This window comes from Variovorax sp. NFACC27 (assembly GCF_048301545.1).
Taxonomy (GTDB): domain Bacteria; phylum Pseudomonadota; class Gammaproteobacteria; order Burkholderiales; family Burkholderiaceae_C; genus Variovorax; species Variovorax gossypii.
Window position 1 is genome coordinate 1,426,125 of the sequence record NZ_CP157613.1, and the last position, 18,158, is coordinate 1,444,282.

Genomic DNA, 18,158 nt, shown 5'->3' on the forward strand with positions numbered 1-18,158 from the left:
CTGCGCTCCTTTTTTTGCGAACGACGAATCAAGGAGCATTTCAATGGGGAACAGGATCAATTCGCCCGCCGTGCTGTGGGCCGCGACCGCCATGGTGGTGCTGGCCACCGTCGGTTGCGCATCGCGCGGCAGTTCGGGCAGCCAGCCTGAGGCGGCCCCCGCGGCCGCTGCTCCGGCACCCGCCGCGCGTGGCGGTGCCAAGGCCGGCATGGATGCCCAGGGCAACGTGACCGATTCGTCCAAGGTCGAGGCCGGCAGCGGCCGCACCGTCAAGGGCCTGAACGGCTACGAAGGCGAGATCACCGGCAATCCGGCGCGCAACAGCAAGTTCGCGCGCCTGCAGATCGGCATGAGCGCCAGGCAGGTCACCGACATCGCCGGCCAGCCCACCGACCAGGGCGCATATGTAACCGGCAAGGCCTTCATTCCCTTCTATTTCGGCAGCGACCGCCATCGTTTCGAGATGACCTACAAGGGCCAGGGCCGCCTGATCTTCGCGGGTGGCGGCATGGGAGATTTCTCCTCCGGCAACCTGATCTGGATCATCCACAACGCCAACGAATCGGGCTACCGGTAAACAACAGCGAGCCCGGTTCCTTGACCGGGTTTTGCTTTTCCGTGCTACATTGCCAACCCATGTCCGCTCTCCGCGCTTACTTTTTTGCCTACTTTTGGTTCCCGGTTTCCGGCGGACGAGAGGCGAGCGCGTAAAAAGCACACACGAATACCCTCCCAAAACCGCCGGTGGCCTCAAGCCCCGGCGGTTTTTTCTTGGCCCCTCGATTCCAACTCCAGCACACAAGGAAGAAGCACCATGAGCACGAACAACTCCCCCACCAGCGACAGCTGGTATGCGCGCGTCGAAAAAACCAGCAAGACCGACGACGAACGCATCAAGGACATCAACGTGCTCCCCCCTCCAGAACACCTCATCCGCTTCTTCCCCATCCGCGGCACCGCGGTCGAGACGCTGATCGAGGACACCCGCCGGCGCATCCACAACATCATGGCCGGCAAGGACGACCGGCTGCTGGTGATCATGGGCCCGTGCTCGATCCACGACCCGGCCGCCGCGATCGAATACGCCCGCCGCCTCAAGGTCGAGCGCGAGAAATACGCCGGCACGCTGGAAATCGTGATGCGCGTGTACTTCGAGAAGCCGCGCACCACGGTCGGCTGGAAGGGCCTCATCAACGACCCGTACCTGGACGAGAGCTTCCGCATCGACGAAGGCCTGCGCATCGCGCGCCAGCTGCTGATCGACATCAACCGCCTGGGCCTGCCGGCGGGCAGCGAGTTCCTCGACGTGATCTCGCCGCAGTACATCGGCGACCTGATCTCCTGGGGTGCCATCGGCGCGCGCACCACTGAAAGCCAGGTGCACCGCGAACTCGCCTCGGGCCTGTCGGCGCCCATCGGCTTCAAGAACGGCACCGACGGCAACATCCGCATCGCCACCGACGCCATCCAGGCTGCGGCGCGCGGCCATCACTTCCTTTCGGTGCACAAGAACGGCCAGGTCGCGATCGTGCAGACCAACGGCAACCGCGACTGCCACGTGATCCTGCGCGGCGGCAAGGCGCCCAACTACGACGCCGCCAGTGTCGAAGCGGCGTGTAAAGACCTCGAGGCCGCCAAGCTGCCGCCCACGCTGATGGTCGACTGCAGCCACGCCAACAGCTCTAAGCAGCACCAGAAGCAGATCGACGTGGCGAAGGACATCGCCGGACAGATCGCAGACGGCTCGAAGCGGGTCTTCGGCGTGATGGTCGAGAGCCACCTGCTGCCGGGTGCCCAGAAGTTCACGCCGGGCAAGGACCAGCTCTCGGGCCTCGAATACGGCAAGAGCATCACCGACGCCTGCCTGGGCTGGGACGATTCGGTGCAGGTGCTGGACACGCTCTCGCAAGCGGTCAAGCGTCGCAGGGGCTGAAAAACGGGCTAGAGCAGGCCAGCCAGGTCGGGCCAGTGGTGCCGCATCGACGCAGCCTCGTCGCTGTCGGGCGGCACTAGGGAAAAATCGGCGAAGTCGAAGCCCGGCCCAACCATGCAGGCGACCAGCGTGTAGTCGCCCGAGCTGTGACCCTGGATCGGCTGCGCCGCCTGCCACTGGCCGGCCGGCACCACGTGCTGGGGGCGGGTGCCATGCACGTCGACCGGGCCCAGCCGCACGTGGGCCGGCGCCGTGCGCATCGCGGCGTCGCAGGTCCACAGCGCGAGCGGCACGCCTTCCAGGTGAACCCAGACCTCGTCGGACAGCACGCGATGCCAGCGCGAATGCTGGCCCCCCTCGAGCAGGTAATAGATGCTGGTCAGCGCACTGCGCGGAGCGCGCCCATCGGCAGGCGTGACGCTCGACGCGGAGCGGAACACTTCGCTGTACCAGCCGCCCTCGGGGTGGGGCTGCAGCTTCAGGGTCTCGACCAGTTCGCGCGCGCGTGCGATGGGCATGGCGGTCATGATGCCGTCGGCGCCCGTAGCGCCGCAAGCAGTTTGTCGTGCACGCCGCCGAAGCCGCCGTTGCTCATGCAGACGATGTGATCGCCCGGCCGGGCGGCGGCAACGACCTGCTCGACCAGGGGTTCGATGGCTCCGGCGACCTTCGCGCGCTCGCCCATGGGCGCGAGCGCCGCGGCGGCGTCCCAGTCGAGTCCGGCCGTGTGGCAGAACGACAGGTCCGCCGATTCCAGGCTCCAGGGCAGCTGCGCCGCCATGACGCCCAGCTTCATCGTGTTGCTGCGCGGCTCGAAGGCAGCGAGGATGCGCTCACTTTTTCGGCCGGCGGCGTCCAGCTTCTTGCGCAGGCCGTCGAGCGTGGTGCGGATCGCGGTGGGGTGGTGGGCGAAATCGTCGTAGACCGTGATCGCGCCGCCTTCGCGCTCGACTGTGCCGCGCAGTTCCATGCGGCGGCGCACGTTGCGGAAGCTGCCGAGCGCACGGGCGGCATCGGCCGGCGCAACGCCCACATGCTCGGCCGCGGCGATGGCGGCCAGCGCGTTCATCTGGTTGTGCAGGCCGGAGAGTTCCCATTCGACCCGGCCGACTGTCTCGCCGCGCAGCAGCACGTCGAAGGCGTCGTGCGTGCCGCTGGCCTGCCATTCGCCCTTGGCGCCGAAGCGCGCGAGTTCGCTCCAGCAGCCCCGGGCCAGCACGCGCTGCAGGCTTTCCTCGGTGGCATTCACCACCAGCCGACCCGTGCCCGGCACGGTGCGCACCAAGTGATGGAACTGGCGCTCGATGGCGGCCAGATCGTCGAAGATGTCCGCGTGATCGAACTCGAGGTTGTTCAGCACGGCGGTGCGCGGTCGGTAGTGAACGAACTTGCTGCGTTTGTCGAAGAAGGCCGTGTCGTACTCGTCGGCCTCGATCACGAAGGCGGGGCCGTCGCCCAGCCGGGCCGAGACGCCGAAGTCCAGCGGCACGCCGCCCACCAGGAAGCCGGGGGCCTTGCCTCCTTTTTCGAGGATCCAGGCCAGCATCGAGGTGGTGGTCGTCTTGCCGTGCGTTCCGGCCACCGCCAGGACATGGCGGCCCAGCAGCACATGTTCGGCCAGCCACTGCGGGCCGCTGGTGTAGGGCTTGCCGGCGTCGAGGATGGCTTCCATCAGCGGGAACTTTGGGCTCCCGTCGGGCAGCCGGGCACGCGACACCACGTTGCCGACCACGAAGATGTCGGGCGCGAGCGAGAGCTGATCGGCGCCGAAGCCTTCGATCAGGTCGATGCCGAGGGCGCGCAGCTGGTCGCTCATCGGGGGGTACACGCCGGCGTCGCAGCCCGTGACCCGGTGGCCGGCTTCGCGAGCCAGGGCGGCCACGCCGCCCATGAAAGTGCCGCAGATACTGAGGATATGAATGTGCATCGGTCGATTCTAGGGAAGCGATGTGCGGCACCCTTGGCTCGCTCGCGCGCTTGTCCCGGGCTTCGTACTGATGTTCATGTGAGGGGCGCCTACTGCGGGCAAAATGCCCCGATGGACACGTCCAAGCGCGAAATCGCCGCCGCAGCAGCCCGCCTCGTCGTCGAGGAGGGGCTCGAGTACGGGCCGGCCAAGCGCCGGGCCCTGCGCGACCTGGGGCTTCCGACGCGCACCGCGCTGCCGAACAACGACGAGGTCGAGGCCGAGGTCCGCGAGTACATCGAGCTTTTCTGTGCCGACACCCAGCCGCAGGAATTGCATGCATTGCGCCTGCTCGCGCTCGAATGGATGGAGCGCATGGCGGCCTTCCGCCCTCATGTGGGTGGTGCCGTGTGGCACGGAACGGCCACCCGCCTGTCGGACATTTATATTCAGTTGTTCTGCGATGATTCCAAATCGGCCGAGATAGCGCTGATCGATCACCATGTGGACTACGAGCCGCGCATGGTGACCGGCTTTCATGGCGAGCAGGTCGAGGCCCTGAGCGTGCATGCATCGAGCCGGGCGCTCGGCGAGGAAATCGGCGTGCATCTGCTGGTGTACGACCTCGACGACCTTCGCGGGGCCCTGAAGCCCGACGCGCAGGGGCGCGTGCCGCGCGGCGACCTGCCCGCACTGCGCCGACTGATTGAACGAGAAAAGGACAAGTGAATGACTTCTTCGCCCACCCGACGCGGCATGCTCTATGCCGGCGTGGCGGCTGTGGCCGCGGCCGCCGGGGTCGGCGGCGCCTGGTGGAAGGAGCGCGGTGGCAGCGCGGGCGGGGGCGAGATGCTCGACGCGGCCTTCTGGGCCCAGAGCTTCGAGCGTCCGGAGGGCGGTAGCCTCGTCCTGTCCAGCCTGCGCGGCAAGCCGCTGCTGCTGAACTTCTGGGCGACCTGGTGCCCGCCATGCGTCGAGGAAATGCCGATGATCGACGCCTTCTTCCGCCAAAATGGCGCGAATGGATGGCAAGTGGTCGGATTGGCCATCGATCAGCCCAGCGCCGTACGCAAATTCCTGCAGCGTACGCCGGTCAGCTACCCGACCGGCCTGGCCGGCCTGCAGGGCACCGAGCTGGTCAAGAACCTGGGCAATACGGGTGGCGGATTGCCCTTCACGCTGGTCCTGAATGCGAACGGCTCCGTGGCCGCCCGTAAAATGGGCAAGCTCGAGACGACCGACCTGGACACTTGGCGGCGTGAACTGGTTCATGGTTAGAATCAGTCGCTTACGCTGGCGTTAGACGCCGAACGCCGAAAATCACCGATTTTCGAACAAGTTATGCCCTGAAGACCGGCACAGCCGGCACTGGAGTCTCATGGATCTGCGCAAACTCAAGACACTGATCGATCTGGTGTCCGAATCGAATATTTCCGAACTGGAAATCACGGAAACCGAAGGCAAGGTTCGCATCGTCAAGGGCGGCGGTGCTGCTCCGGTGCAGTATGTGCAGACCCTGGCCGCTCCCCAGGCCACCGCGGCGGCGCCCGTCGCGACTGCCGGCGCTCCGGCGGCTGCAGCCGTGGCCAGCGCTCCGGCGGCCGAGGCCGCGCCGGCCGGCCATGCCGTGAAGTCGCCGATGGTCGGCACCTTCTACCGTTCGTCGAGCCCGGGCGCCCCGGCGTTCGTCGAGGTCGGCAGCAAGGTCAACGAGGGCGACACGCTCTGCATCATCGAGGCGATGAAGATCCTCAACGAAATCGAGGCCGACAAGTCCGGCACCATCACCCAGATCCTCGGCGAAAACGGCCAGGCGGTCGAATACGGACAGCCGCTGTTCATCATCGAGTAAGCATGTTCAAGAAGATCCTGGTTGCAAACCGGGGGGAAATCGCCCTCCGGATTCAGCGCGCCTGCAGCGAGCTCGGCATCAAGGCCGTGATGGTCTATTCCGAGGCTGACCGCGACGCCAAGTACATCAAGCTCGCCGAAGAGGCCGTGTGCATCGGCCCGGCCCCCTCGTCGCAGAGCTACCTCAACATGCCGGCGATCATCTCGGCGGCCGAGGTGACGGACGCCGAGGCGATCCACCCCGGTTACGGCTTCCTGAGCGAGAACGCCAACTTCGCCGAGCGCGTGGAGCAAAGCGGCTTCCAGTTCATCGGCCCGACGCCCGACAACATCCGCACGATGGGCGACAAGGTGTCAGCCAAGCAGGCGATGATCAAGGCCGGCGTGCCCTGCGTGCCCGGCTCGGAGGGTGAGCTCTCGGACGACGCGGCCACCAACAAGCGCATCGCGCGCGCCATCGGCTACCCCGTCATCATCAAGGCGGCAGGCGGCGGCGGTGGTCGCGGCATGCGCGTGGTGCACACCGAGGCTGCGCTGGTCAACGCGATCCAGATGACCAAGGCGGAGGCCCAGGCGGCCTTCAACAATCCGGCCGTGTACATGGAGAAGTTCCTCCAGAACCCGCGCCACATCGAGATCCAGGTGCTTGCCGACAAGCACAAGAACGCGGTCTACCTCGGCGAGCGCGACTGCTCCATGCAGCGCCGCCACCAGAAGGTGATCGAGGAATCGCCTGCGCCCGGCATCCCGCGCAAGCTGATCGAGAAGATCGGCGAGCGTTGCGCCGCGGCCTGCAAGAAGATCGGCTACCGCGGCGCCGGCACCTTCGAGTTCCTCTACGAAAACGGCGAGTTCTACTTCATCGAGATGAACACGCGCGTGCAGGTGGAGCACCCGGTGACCGAGTTCACCACCGGCATCGACATCGTCAAGACGCAGATCATGGTCGCCGCCGGCGAGAAGCTGCCGTTCACGCAGCGCCAGATCCAGATGCACGGCCACGCCATCGAGTGCCGCATCAACGCGGAAGACGCCTGGAAGTTCACCCCCTCGCCGGGCCGCATCACCATGTGGCATCCGCCGGGCGGCCCGGGCGTTCGCGTCGACTCCCACGCGTACACCAACTACTTCGTGCCGCCGAACTACGATTCGATGATCGGCAAGATCATCGTGTACGGCGACACGCGCGAGCAGGCCATGGCCCGCATGCGCACAGCGCTGAACGAGACGGTGATCGAAGGCATCCAGACCAACATCCCGCTGCACCGCGAGTTGATGGTCGACGCCAAGTTCATGAGCGGCGGCACCAATATCCACTACCTCGAAGAGTGGCTGGCTGCGCACAAGCGCTGAGCCTGGAATATCGCGATGTTTGAACTCCGCCTGATGGCGCCGGAAGACCGGGTCGATACGCTGTGCGAGGCGCTCGATGCACTCGATGCATTGAGCGTGTCGGTGGAAGACGCCGACGCGCAGACCGACGCCGAGCAGGCGCTGTTCGGCGAGCCGGGCATGCCGCCGCCGAAAGAGGGCTGGCAGCGCTCGCGCGTGATCGCTCTGTTTCCCGACGAAGCCCAGGCGAAGGAAGCCTCGTCCGTGCTCGCGCTGCAGGATTTCTTCGAAGGCTGCGAGGTGCTCGGCATCGCGCCGGTGCCCGAGCAGGACTGGGTGCGCCTGACGCAGTCGCAGTTCGCGCCCGTCGAGGTCACTCCAGAGTTCTGGATCGTGCCGACGTGGCATGAGCCGCCCGGGCAGGCGAAGCAGGTGATCCGGCTCGATCCGGGCCTGGCTTTCGGCACCGGCACGCATCCCACCACGCGCATGTGCCTGCGCTGGATCGCGACCCAGGGCGAGGGCGCGCTGGCCAACCTGCGCGTGCTCGACTACGGCTGCGGCTCCGGCATCCTGGCGATCGGCGCGGCGAAGTTCGGTTCGACGGACATCGACGCCGTCGACATCGACGAGGCGGCGGTTTCCTCGACCGTGCTCAATGCCGAGGCCAACGGCGTGAAGCTGAAGGCCGGGCTGCCCGAAGCCGCCAAGGGCGAATACGACATCGTGCTCGCCAACATCCTGGCCACGCCGCTCAAGGTGCTCGCGCCCCTGCTGCGCAGCCACGTGAAGGCGGGCGGATCGCTCGTCATGGCCGGCATCCTCGAGCGCCAGGCCGAGGAGCTGAAAGAGGCCTACGCGCCGTACGCCACGCTCGAAGTCAGCGACGCCGAGGACGGCTGGATCCTCATGACCGCTCGCTGCTGAGCGGCCGCTGCGCGCGGCTGGCCGGCTTTTTGCGTCGCCTTGCAGCCCTCCCGCGGCGAGGGCGCAACCCTACAATCGCCCGGTCATGAGCCTTGTCACGCGCTGCCCCGCCTGCACCACCACCTTCAAGGTGGTGCGAGACCAGCTTCGCATCTCGGATGGCTGGGTGCGCTGCGGCCGCTGCAGCAATGTGTTCGATGCCACGCTCGACCTGCACGAGACGGGCGACGGTTCGCCGGCACCGGTGCAGGGCAGCGGCTACATGCCGGGACTGGTCGAGCAGCAGCCTGCCCCTGAGTCCGCGCCACCCGCGTCTCTGCCTGAGCCCCCGATCGAAGAGAAAGAGCCGGCACCCGCTGCGTCGACGACCGAGGACGCGGATTTCTTCGACGACGAGCCCGAGCATCAGCATCGGTCCCGTGAGGAAGAGGATCTGCTGCCGCCGGATGCCCTGGTGCTCGCGCCGGCCCCGGCGGTCGTGTCGCCCCCGGCGCAAGACCGCCCGCCACCGCCACCGTCCGCACCGCTGCCTGCGTTCTCGCTGACCCTGCCCGAGCACGGCATCGCCGCCGACGAGCCGTGGTCCGACCTCGATGTCAGCGAGCCTGCCTGGAGGCCGCCGCCGAGCACGCTGCCGCCGTTCCCGAACATCGACCTGAATCTCGCGGCGCCGCCTCCTGCACCGCCACCCCCGGCTCCGCCGCTGCCTGTCGCTTCGCGCGCCAAGGCGACGACGATGCGCACGCTGATCGAGCGTGCCAGCGACGAAGGCGAAGATGCGGAGCGGGAGAGGGCACGCGAGCAGCAGGAGAAAGAGCACGACCAGGTACAGATGCAGAAGGCGTTGCGCCGTGCACGCGCCAAGTCGGCCAAGATCGCGAGCGCCAAGGCGCGCGAGGAGCGCGTTGCTGCGCAGGCTCCGGCCATCGTGGTGCAGGCGGAGAGCGAGCCCGAGCTGAATGCGCGCGCTTCGGATTTCGAACTGCCAGTGGGGCATCCCTTTGCCGACGAAGACGATTCCGCGGAAAAGCCGACGGGCTTCTGGCAACGCAAGGGCGTGCGCGTCGTGCTGGTCCTGCTGGTGGTGCTTGCCGCGTTGCTGCTCGTCCTGCAGATCATCCACCACGAGCGCGACGGCATCGTCGCGCGCCAGCCCAACCTGCGGCCCGCGCTGGCGGCGCTGTGCCAGTACACGGGCTGCGAACTCGGCGCGCTGCGCCAGATCGGCGACATCGTGATCGAAGGCGCGGCCTTCGCGCGCGAGAAGAGCGGCGGCAACGACTACCGCCTGAGCTTCACCCTGCGCAACGGCGCCACCGTGCCGCTTGCGATGCCGGCCGTCGAACTCTCGCTGCTCGACACGCAGGAGCGCGCCGTGGTGCGTCGCGTGCTGATGCCGGCGGACTACGGTGCCCCGGCGGTGCTGGCTGCGCGCGCCGATCGCGCTGCCTCGCTGCCTCTCTCCCTGTCTGCCTCCGAAGCGGCGGCACTACCGCCTGTCGCGGGTTATCGCGTCGAGGCTTTCTATCCCTGAGCGGGGCGCGTGCACGCATGCGTCCCTCTCGTTTTCATCCACTCAACACAACCAACGGCTAACCATGGCAGCAGTGATTTGCGGTTCCCTCGCATTCGACACCATCATGACTTTCGAGGGCCGGTTCGCCGACCAGATCCTTCCGGACCAGCTGCACATCCTCAATGTGTCTTTCCTGGTGCCGACGCTACGCCGTGACTTCGGCGGCTGCGCGGGCAACATCGCATACAGCCTCAATGCGCTGGGCGGCGCCGCGCTACCCATGGCCACGCTCGGCAGCGACGGCGCCACGTACCTCGAGCGCATGCGCTCGCTGGGCATCAGCACGGAGTTCGTGCGCCAGCTCGACGACACCTTCACCGCGCAGGCGATGATCATGAGCGACGTCGACAACAACCAGATCACCGCCTTCCACCCCGGCGCGATGCAGCAGGCGCACATCACCAAGGTGGCGGCGCGCGACGACATCAAGCTCGGCATCATCGCGCCCGATGGCCGCGACGCCATGCTGCAGCACGCGGAGCAGTTCGCCGCCGCCGGCATTCCCTTCGTGTTCGATCCGGGCCAGGGCCTGCCGATGTTCGACGGCGAGGCGCTGCGCCATTTCGTCGAGCTCGCGAGCTGGGTGGTGGTGAACGACTACGAAGGCAAGATGCTGTCGCAGCGCACCGGCTGGAGCCTGGCCGAGATCTCGAAGCGCGTGCGCGGCCTGGTGGTCACGCTGGCGGCCGAGGGCTGCGAAGTGTGGACGAACGGCAAGCGCGAGCACGTGCCGGGCGTGGTGGCCACCGAGGTCGTCGAGCCCACGGGCTGCGGCGACGCATGGCGCGGCGCGCTGCTCTTCGGGCTGGAAAAGGGTTGGTCGCTCGCGCAATGCGCGGCGCTGGGCAACAAGGTGGGTGCGATCAAGATCGCGCAGCGTGGCCCGCAGAACTACGAGATCGATCGCAAGGCGCTGGGTCTCTGATACTTCTTTCCACCAGCGTCCCGGCGAGGCTGGGGCGATGAGGGAATAAAAAAAGCCCGGCACCGTGAGGTGCCGGGCTTTTTGCCTTCAAGGCCGCTGAGAAGCTCAGGGCTTGCTGGCCGTGGGGAACGGCCAGGCTGCCTGGGGATTCAGCGTCGTTTGCGCCGCAGGGGCAGGCGCTACGGCGGCAGCCTTGGCAGGGGCAGCGGCCTTGGGAGCCTTCTTCGCAGCAGGCTTCTTGGCAGCAGGCTTCTTGGCAGCAGGCTTTTTCGCGGCTTTCTTGGCCGCAGCCTTTTTGGCAGGGGCCTTCTTGGCAGCAGCCTTCTTCGCAGGCGCCTTCTTGGCAGCGGCCTTCTTCGCCGGGGCCTTCTTGGCAGCAGCCTTCTTCGCAGGCGCCTTCTTCGCTACGGCCTTCTTCGCCGGAGCCTTCTTGGCAGCGGCCTTCTTGGCCGGTGCTGCCTTCTTCGCTGCTACCTTCTTGGCAGGAGCCTTCTTGGCAGCGACCTTCTTGGCCGGTGCCTTCTTGGCGGCTACCTTCTTGGCAGGAGCCTTCTTGGCGGCCACGGCCTTCTTTGCCGGAGCCTTCTTTGCAGCGGCTTTCTTAGCCGGAGCTTTCTTTGCAGTTGCCATTTCTATTTCTCCTTGATCAAGTTGAAAAAATCAACCTATTGAAGCACTCCACGCACGTTGGGTAACGTGAAGCGATTCATGGTGTTGGAATCTTTGCTCCAGCACCATGAACACCTGAGCCCTCGTCCATGCCGCGCTCTTCGGCGCGATCGGTGGCAAGGGCAATTCTTGAATTCATTAATTCTTGTCGAAAGATTCAATCCCAGGAGAGCGCGCCACCCGACTGGTATTCGATCACGCGGGTTTCGAAGAAATTGCGCTCTTTCTTCAGGTCAATCATTTCGCTCATCCACGGGAACGGATTTTCTTCGTTCGGGAAGAGCGTTTCGAGGCCGATCTGCTGTGCACGCCGGTTGGCGATGTAGCGCAGGTAGCCCTTGAACATGGAGGCGTTCATGCCGAGCACGCCACGGGGCATGGTGTCTTCGGCGTATTTGTATTCGAGCTCGACGGCGCGCAGGAAGAGCGCCTTGATCTCCGCCTTGAACTCTGCCGTCCAGAGGCCGGGGTTCTCGAGCTTGAGCTGGTTGATCAGGTCGATGCCGAAATTGCAGTGCATCGACTCGTCGCGCAGGATGTACTGGTACTGCTCGGCGGCGCCGGTCATCTTGTTCTGGCGGCCCAGCGCGAGGATCTGCGTGAAGCCGACGTAGAAGAAGAGGCCTTCCATCAGGCAGGCGAACACGATGAGCGACTTGAGCAGCTTCTGGTCGGCCTCGGGCGTGCCGGTCTTGAAGTTGGGGTCGCTGATGGCGTCGATGAACGGGATCAGGAACTGGTCCTTCTCGCGGATCGACGGCACTTCGTTGTAGGCGTTGAAGATCTCGCTCTCGTCCAGGCCGAGCGACTCGACGATGTACTGGTACGCGTGCGTGTGGATCGCTTCCTCGAAGGCCTGGCGCAGCAGGAACTGGCGGCATTCGGGGGCCGTGATGTGGCGGTAGGTGCCCAGCACGATGTTGTTGGCGGCCAGCGAGTCGGCGGTCACGAAGAAGCCGAGGTTGCGCTTGACGATGCGGCGCTCGTCTTCGCTCAGGCCGTTCGGATCTTTCCACAGCGCGATGTCGCGCGTCATGTTCACTTCCTGCGGCATCCAGTGGTTGGCGCAGGTGGCGAGGTACTTCTCCCACGCCCACTTGTACTTGAACGGCACCAGCTGGTTGACGTCGGTCTGGCCGTTGATGATGCGCTTGTCGGAAGCCTTGACGCGCTGGGTGGATTGGGTGGTGGTGGCGGCAGGCGTTGCTGCTGCCGCTGCAACCGGGCGCACTGCAGCGCCGTCATCGAGCGTGCTGAATGTGCGGAGTGCGGGTTGCGCGATCGACGAAGTCGGAGCGTCCACCGAACGGCCTGCGGGCAAGCCGCTGGTCGATGCGTTGTGGTGCTGCAAACCTTGTTGCATATCCTTTGGTAAGGAGGGCTTGACTTCTTCGTCCCAGGTCAACATAGAAAAATCCAATGCTCAAATTATCGGAGTAACGATGTGAGTTGCAAAGTGCCCGTTCACATCGCACGCCATTTATGTGGTTGTTATGTTGCTCGCATGCATCGCGCGATGTCAGTCGATGGCTTCATTGAATGAACGTCGCGCGATTTTTCGCATGCACCTCACTGACTGACTGTCGCGAGCATCGACGCGTTTATTGGCACGCTTCGCAGGTCGGATCGTCCACGCCGCAGAACGCGATGTCGGTAGCGGGAATCGCGCTCATCTGAGCCTTCGCTGCAGCCGCTGCTGCTTCGAGTGCGCTCATGCCCGAGGGTGCGTCGCCGCTGCCCGACGACACCGCGTTGAGGCGGCCCGACTGCACCGTCGACTTCTCGGCGTGCGTCGCGCTCTGCGTGCGCAGGTAGTAGGTGGTCTTCAGGCCGCGCAGCCATGCGAGCTTGTAGGTGTCGTCGAGCTTCTTGCCCGATGCGCCGGCCATGTAGATGTTCAGCGACTGCGCCTGGTCGATCCACTTCTGGCGACGCGCGGCGGCTTCCACCAGCCAGGTGGTCTCGATCTCGAACGCGGTGGCGTAGAGCGCCTTCACGTCCTGCGGCACGCGGTCGATGGGGCGCAGCGAGCCATCGAAGTGCTTCAGGTCCATCACCATCACGTCGTCCCACAGGCCCAGGCGCTTCAGGTCGCGCACCAGGTAGTGGTTGATCACGGTGAATTCGCCCGACAGGTTCGACTTGACCGAGAGGTTGCCGAAGCAGGGCTCGATCGAGGCGTCCACGCCGATGATGTTCGAGATGGTCGCGGTCGGGGCGATGGCCACGCAGTTCGAATTGCGCATGCCGTCGGCCTTGATCTTCGAGCGCAGCGCGTCCCAGTCGAGGGTGGCCGAGCGGTCGACCTCGACGTAGCCGCCGCGTTCCTTTTCCAGCAGATCGAGCGAGTCGATCGGCAGGATGCCCTTGTCCCACAGCGAGCCCTTGTAGCTCGAGTACTTGCCGCGTTCCTTGGCCAGCTCGGTCGATGCCCAGTAGGCGTGGTAGCAGATGGCTTCCATCGACTCGTCGGCGAACTGCACGGCTTCCTGCGAGGCGTAGGGAATGCGCAGCTCGTACAGCGCGTCCTGGAAGCCCATCAGGCCCAGGCCGACCGGACGGTGGCGCAGGTTCGAGTCGCGCGCCTTCTTCACGGCGTAGTAGTTGATGTCGATCACGTTGTCGAGCATGCGCATCGCGGTCGACACGGTCTTCTTCAGCTTCTCCTGGTCGACCTTGCCGTCCTTCAGGTGCTGCAGCAGGTTCACCGAGCCCAGGTTGCACACGGCGGTTTCGGTGTCGCTGGTGTTCAGCGTGATCTCGGTGCAGAGGTTCGACGAGTGCACCACGCCGGCGTGCTGCTGCGGCGAGCGCACGTTGCAGGCGTCCTTGAACGTGATCCAGGGGTGGCCGGTCTCGAACAGCATCGTGAGCATCTTGCGCCACAGGTCGGTCGCCTGGATGGTGCGGCTCGGCTTGATCTCGCCGCGGGCAGCCTTCTCTTCGTAGGCGACGTAGGCCTTTTCGAAGTCGGCGCCGAACAGGTCGTGCAGGTCAGGCACGTTCGAAGGCGAGAACAGCGTCCAGGTGCCCTTTTCCATCACGCGGCGCATGAACAGGTCGGGGATCCAGTTGGCGGTGTTCATGTCGTGCGTGCGGCGGCGGTCGTCGCCGGTGTTCTTGCGCAGCTCCAGGAACTCCTCGATGTCGAGGTGCCAGGTTTCGAGGTACGTGCAGACGGCGCCCTTGCGCTTGCCGCCCTGGTTCACGGCCACGGCCGTGTCGTTCACCACCTTCAGGAACGGCACCACGCCCTGCGATTCGCCGTTCGTGCCCTTGATGTGGCTGCCCAGCGCGCGAACGCGGGTCCAGTCGTTGCCCAGGCCGCCGGCGAACTTCGACAGCAGCGCGTTTTCCTTGATCGACTCGTAGATGCCGTCCAGGTCGTCGGGCACGGTCGTCAGGTAGCAGCTCGACAGCTGCGAGCGCAGCGTGCCGGCGTTGAACAGCGTCGGCGTGCTCGACATGAAGTCGAACGACGACAGCACTTCGTAGAACTCGATGGCGCGCGCTTCGCGGTCGATCTCATTGAGCGACAGGCCCATGGCCACGCGCATGAAGAAGGCCTGCGGCAGCTCGATGCGGGTCTTGCGCACGTGCAGGAAGTAGCGGTCGTACAGGGTCTGCAGGCCGAGGTAGTCGAACTGGTTGTCGCGCTCGGGCTTCAGGGCCGCGCCCAGGCGGGCCAGGTCGTACTGCAGCAGCTTCTCGTCGAGCAGGTCGTTGTCCACGCCCTTCTTGATGAACTGCGGGAAGTAGTCGGCGTAGGCGGTGGCGCGGTCGGCGGGCAGCACTTCGCGGCCGATGATCTCCTTGAAGATCGTGTGCAGCAGCAGGCGCGCGGTGGCGAAGGTGTAGTCGGGGTCCTTCTCGATCAGCGTGCGGGCAGCGAGGATGGAGGCCTTGTAGACCTCGTCGAGCGGCACGCCGTCGTACAGGTTGCGCATCGTCTCGGCGACGATGGGCGCGGCCGTGATGCTGTCGCCCAGGCCCGTGCAGGCGGATTCGATCAGGCCCTTGAGCTCGTTCAGGTCGAGAGCGACCAGCTCGCCGTTGTCCAGCACGTGCAGCGCGGGCGCGGCCGGCACTTCCTGCTCGCCCTGCTTCGAGCGCTCCTGGGTGCGGCGCTCGCGGTACAGCACGTAGGCGCGGGCGATCTCATGATGGCCGCCGCGCATCAGGCCGAGCTCGACCTGGTCCTGCACGTCCTCGATGTGGAAGGTGCCGCCGCCCGGACGCGAACGCACCAGCGCGCGGATCACGCCCTGCGTGAGCGTGTCGACCGTCTCGCGCACGCTGGCCGAGGCCGCGCCCTGGGTGCCGTGCACGGCCAGGAAGGCCTTCATCATCGCGATGGCGATCTTGTTCGGCTCGAAGGGAACGACGGCGCCGTTGCGGCGGATGATCTGGTAGTGGGCCAGGTTCTGGCCGGAGGGAGAGCCAGCAGTGTCTCGCTGCTGTTGCGGTGGCGTCGAGGGAACGGCACGCGGGGTCGATTGGGGGTTCAGGGCTGTTTGCATTCGCTTCCTCTCGGTTGGCAATTCTTGTTGGATGGCGGCACCTGTTCCAGCGCCGCACCGGTGTACGGGACCGGACGGAGGACACTATATCTAGGGTGCAGGGGGCATACAACCCACTAGATGTAGCGTTTTCCAATGGATACACGGATTGCCGGTATTACTTCCGCAATAGGCCACGGGCGAAGATGCCGCGTGAATACTGGCCTATGGTCACGCAACCCGCATGGGGCGTGGCTTGCAGGCCGATTTGGGCCTGCAGGGCGCATGGTTGCTGCATCGCGCGTTTGCGATTTTCGCATTGTTGCGCCGCGGGAACGGCGCATCGCGAGGCGTCGCGCGATTGAAAAAATTAGAGCTGCCTGACCTGCTCAGGGAACATCTGTGGATTCCAGCCCAGTTGTTCGCGCAGCAGACGCCAGTCGAAGCCCGCGCCCGGGTCTTGCTTGCGGCCCGGCGCGATGTGCTCGTGCCCGGCGACGTGGGCGACCGGAAATCGCTGTGCGATGGCGGCGCACAGGCTCGCGAGCGTCTCGTATTGCGGCTCCTCGAAGAGCTGGCCTTCGAGGCCCTCGAGCTCGATGCCGATGGAGTCGTCGTTGCAGTTGCCGCGGCCGCGCCACGACGACACGCCGGCATGCCACGCGCGGTCGTCGCAGCTCACGAACTGCCAGAGCTCGCCGTTGCGCCGCACGTAGAAATGCGACGAAACCTCCAGCCCGCGGATCGACTGGAAATAGGGATGCGCATCCCAGTCGAGCCGGTTGGTGAAGAGCCGCTGCACCGCGTCGCCGCCGTATTCGCCGGGCGGCAGGCTGATCGAGTGCAGCACGATGAGGTCGATCTGCGCGCCTTGCGGCCGGGGCCCGAAGTTGGGCGAGGGCAGGGCCTTCGCGAAGCGGTACCAGCCGGCCTGCCAGAGTCCGTCTTCGGCTCGGGCTTCTTCAGTCGTCGGCATGGCTGCTGCTCGCGCCGTCGTCACCGTTGGGCGTGGTGATGCCCAGCCGCGCGATGCGGTAGCGGATCTGGCGCAGGCTCATGCCGAGCCGCGCGGCGGCCGCTGTGCGATTGAAGCCGCTCTCGTGCAGCGCGCGCACGAGGATCTCGCGCTCCTGCTGGTCGAGGTAGGCCTGCAGGTCGGAGGGCAGCGGCGGGGGCGCGACCTTCGCAGGCGCGACCGGTGCGGCGATCGGCAGCGCAGCCGCGGGGACGACGGGCGCGTCGGCAGCGGGAGAGAGCGGAGCCGGCGCGGATGCCGCTGCTTCGGCCGCGGCCGTGAAGCCACCCATCAGGTCGAGGTGCAGCTCGTCGCCGTCGTTCAGCGCCACCGCGCGGTGCAGCAGGTTCTCGAGTTCGCGCACGTTGCCGTTCAGCGGATGCTGCGCGAGGCGGCGCAGCAGGTCGTCCGACAGGTGTGGCACCGGCAGCCCGCCGTCCTGCGCGATGCGAGAGAGCAGCGCGTTGCACAGCGCGGGCAGGTCCTCGCGGCGGTCGCGCAGCGCGGGCACCGCGATCTCGATCACGTTGAGGCGGTAGAAAAGATCCTGGCGGAAGCGGCCGGCCTGCACTTCGGAGTGCAGGTCTTTATGAGTGGCGCTGACGATGCGCACGTCGACGGCGTCTTCCTGAGTCGAGCCGATCGAGCGCACGCTGCGCTCCTGGATCGCGCGCAGCAGCTTCGACTGCATGGCCAGCGGCAGGTCGCCGATCTCGTCGAGAAAGAGCGTGCCGCCGCGCGCGGCCTGGAAGTAGCCGTCGCGGTCCTGCGACGAGCCGGTGTAGGAGCCCTTCTTCGCGCCGAAGAACTCGGCCTCGAGCAGGTTCTCGGGAATCGCGCCGCAGTTCACCGCGACGAAGGGGCCTTCGCTGCGCTGGCTGCAGGCATGCACCGCGCGCGCAACCAGTTCCTTGCCGGTGCCTGATTCGCCGCGCACCAGCACCGGTGCCATGCCGCGTGCCACCTTGGCGATGCGCGACTTGACGAGCCGCATCGGCTCCGATTCGCCCACGAGGCGGTCGAGCGCGGCGATGCCGGTGCCGGAAGTGACCGGCGCTGCCTCGCTTGCCGCGTTGCCGGTGTTCGCAGGCGCCGCCTGCGCGGGCTTGACCACCGGCTGCGGCGCCGTCCGCGCCTGCACTGCGGAGGCCACGACCGCGCGGAACTGCTTCAGGTCGACCGGCTTCGTGAGGTAGTCGAAGGCGCCGGCCTTCAGCGCCTCGACCGCGTTCTCGGCCGAGCCGTAGGCCGTCATCACCACGCAGCGCTCGCTGCGCTGGTCCTTCTGGATGCGGTGGATGATCTCCATGCCCTGCCCGTCGGGCAGCCGCATGTCGGTGATCACCGCGTCGAAGCGGCCGGCCTCCAGGTGCTGCCAGGCTTCGGACACGCTGCCCGCCGCCTCGACGCGATAGCCCTCGCGCAGCAGCGTCAGCTCGTAGAGCGTGCGCAGGTCGGGCTCGTCGTCGATGACCAGGATCTGCGCCGGTCGCTGGGTGGAAGAGGAGGTCGGGGTGCTCACGGC

At 66.2% G+C, this 18,158-nt stretch carries 16 protein-coding genes; 9 read left to right on the top strand and 7 right to left on the bottom strand.

What is annotated here, in order from left to right; translation table 11 throughout:
- Nucleotides 1-43: 43 nt before the first annotated feature.
- A complete protein-coding gene (locus tag ABL840_RS06685; protein WP_093196895.1) occupies nucleotides 44-577 on the top strand; it encodes a hypothetical protein in 534 nt (177 codons plus the stop codon).
- 237 nt (nucleotides 578-814) lie between these two features.
- Nucleotides 815-1,933, top strand: coding sequence for a 3-deoxy-7-phosphoheptulonate synthase (locus tag ABL840_RS06690; protein WP_093196893.1), 1,119 nt, complete (start codon nucleotides 815-817; stop codon nucleotides 1,931-1,933).
- Nucleotides 1,934-1,941: 8 nt separating this feature from the next.
- Here the strand turns inward: ABL840_RS06690 and ABL840_RS06695 are convergent, their stop codons facing one another.
- Both ABL840_RS06695 and mpl read right to left on the bottom strand, forming a co-directional pair.
- The gene (locus ABL840_RS06695) at nucleotides 1,942-2,460 is read right to left on the bottom strand and encodes a cupin domain-containing protein (RefSeq protein ID WP_093196891.1); all 519 of its coding nucleotides are present in this window, start codon (nucleotides 2,458-2,460) and stop codon (nucleotides 1,942-1,944) included.
- A complete protein-coding gene (gene mpl, locus ABL840_RS06700) occupies nucleotides 2,457-3,860 on the bottom strand; it encodes a UDP-N-acetylmuramate:L-alanyl-gamma-D-glutamyl-meso-diaminopimelate ligase (RefSeq protein ID WP_093196889.1) in 1,404 nt (467 codons plus the stop codon). Before mpl ends, ABL840_RS06695 begins: the two co-directional genes overlap by 4 nt.
- A gap of 111 nt (nucleotides 3,861-3,971) precedes the next feature.
- Here mpl and ABL840_RS06705 point away from each other — a divergent pair, with 111 nt between their 5' ends.
- From ABL840_RS06705 to ABL840_RS06735, 7 genes are all read left to right on the top strand, one after another.
- On the top strand, nucleotides 3,972-4,568 hold the full coding sequence (locus ABL840_RS06705; RefSeq protein ID WP_093196887.1) for a hypothetical protein: 597 nt from the start codon (nucleotides 3,972-3,974) through the stop codon (nucleotides 4,566-4,568).
- Nucleotides 4,569-5,117 (top strand): TlpA family protein disulfide reductase, encoded by a 549-nt coding sequence (locus tag ABL840_RS06710; protein WP_093196885.1) that lies wholly within the window; start codon nucleotides 4,569-4,571, stop codon nucleotides 5,115-5,117.
- 100 nt (nucleotides 5,118-5,217) lie between these two features.
- Nucleotides 5,218-5,691, top strand: coding sequence for an acetyl-CoA carboxylase biotin carboxyl carrier protein (accB, locus tag ABL840_RS06715; protein ID WP_093196883.1), 474 nt, complete (start codon nucleotides 5,218-5,220; stop codon nucleotides 5,689-5,691).
- Between the two features lie 2 nt (nucleotides 5,692-5,693).
- Complete coding sequence (gene accC / locus ABL840_RS06720; RefSeq protein ID WP_093196881.1) at nucleotides 5,694-7,043, top strand: acetyl-CoA carboxylase biotin carboxylase subunit; 1,350 nt, start codon at nucleotides 5,694-5,696, stop codon at nucleotides 7,041-7,043.
- A 15-nt stretch (nucleotides 7,044-7,058) separates the two neighbouring features.
- Nucleotides 7,059-7,949, top strand: a complete 891-nt coding sequence (prmA, locus tag ABL840_RS06725) for a 50S ribosomal protein L11 methyltransferase (protein ID WP_093196879.1) — start codon at nucleotides 7,059-7,061, stop codon at nucleotides 7,947-7,949.
- An 85-nt stretch (nucleotides 7,950-8,034) separates the two neighbouring features.
- Nucleotides 8,035-9,483, top strand: coding sequence for a zinc-ribbon and DUF3426 domain-containing protein (locus tag ABL840_RS06730; RefSeq protein ID WP_093196877.1), 1,449 nt, complete (start codon nucleotides 8,035-8,037; stop codon nucleotides 9,481-9,483).
- A gap of 64 nt (nucleotides 9,484-9,547) precedes the next feature.
- Nucleotides 9,548-10,450, top strand: coding sequence for a carbohydrate kinase family protein (locus ABL840_RS06735; protein WP_093196875.1), 903 nt, complete (start codon nucleotides 9,548-9,550; stop codon nucleotides 10,448-10,450).
- 105 nt (nucleotides 10,451-10,555) lie between these two features.
- On the opposite strand, the gene ABL840_RS06740 is transcribed toward ABL840_RS06735, so the two are convergent.
- The 5 genes from ABL840_RS06740 to ABL840_RS06760 all read right to left on the bottom strand — a co-directional run bounded on the left by ABL840_RS06740 (nucleotide 10,556) and on the right by ABL840_RS06760 (nucleotide 18,155).
- Complete coding sequence (locus tag ABL840_RS06740) at nucleotides 10,556-11,080, bottom strand: histone H1-like DNA-binding protein (protein WP_093299757.1); 525 nt, start codon at nucleotides 11,078-11,080, stop codon at nucleotides 10,556-10,558.
- Nucleotides 11,081-11,276: 196 nt separating this feature from the next.
- Complete coding sequence (locus tag ABL840_RS06745; RefSeq protein ID WP_093196873.1) at nucleotides 11,277-12,527, bottom strand: ribonucleotide-diphosphate reductase subunit beta; 1,251 nt, start codon at nucleotides 12,525-12,527, stop codon at nucleotides 11,277-11,279.
- 193 nt (nucleotides 12,528-12,720) lie between these two features.
- Nucleotides 12,721-15,639: a ribonucleoside-diphosphate reductase subunit alpha gene (locus ABL840_RS06750; protein ID WP_093196871.1), complete on the bottom strand. Its 2,919-nt coding sequence runs from the start codon at nucleotides 15,637-15,639 to the stop codon at nucleotides 12,721-12,723.
- Between the two features lie 349 nt (nucleotides 15,640-15,988).
- Nucleotides 15,989-16,594 (bottom strand): 1,6-anhydro-N-acetylmuramyl-L-alanine amidase AmpD, encoded by a 606-nt coding sequence (ampD, locus tag ABL840_RS06755; RefSeq protein ID WP_093196869.1) that lies wholly within the window; start codon nucleotides 16,592-16,594, stop codon nucleotides 15,989-15,991.
- Nucleotides 16,581-18,155: a sigma-54-dependent transcriptional regulator gene (locus ABL840_RS06760; protein WP_093196867.1), complete on the bottom strand. Its 1,575-nt coding sequence runs from the start codon at nucleotides 18,153-18,155 to the stop codon at nucleotides 16,581-16,583. Before ABL840_RS06760 ends, ampD begins: the two co-directional genes overlap by 14 nt.
- Nucleotides 18,156-18,158 lie beyond the last annotated feature (3 nt).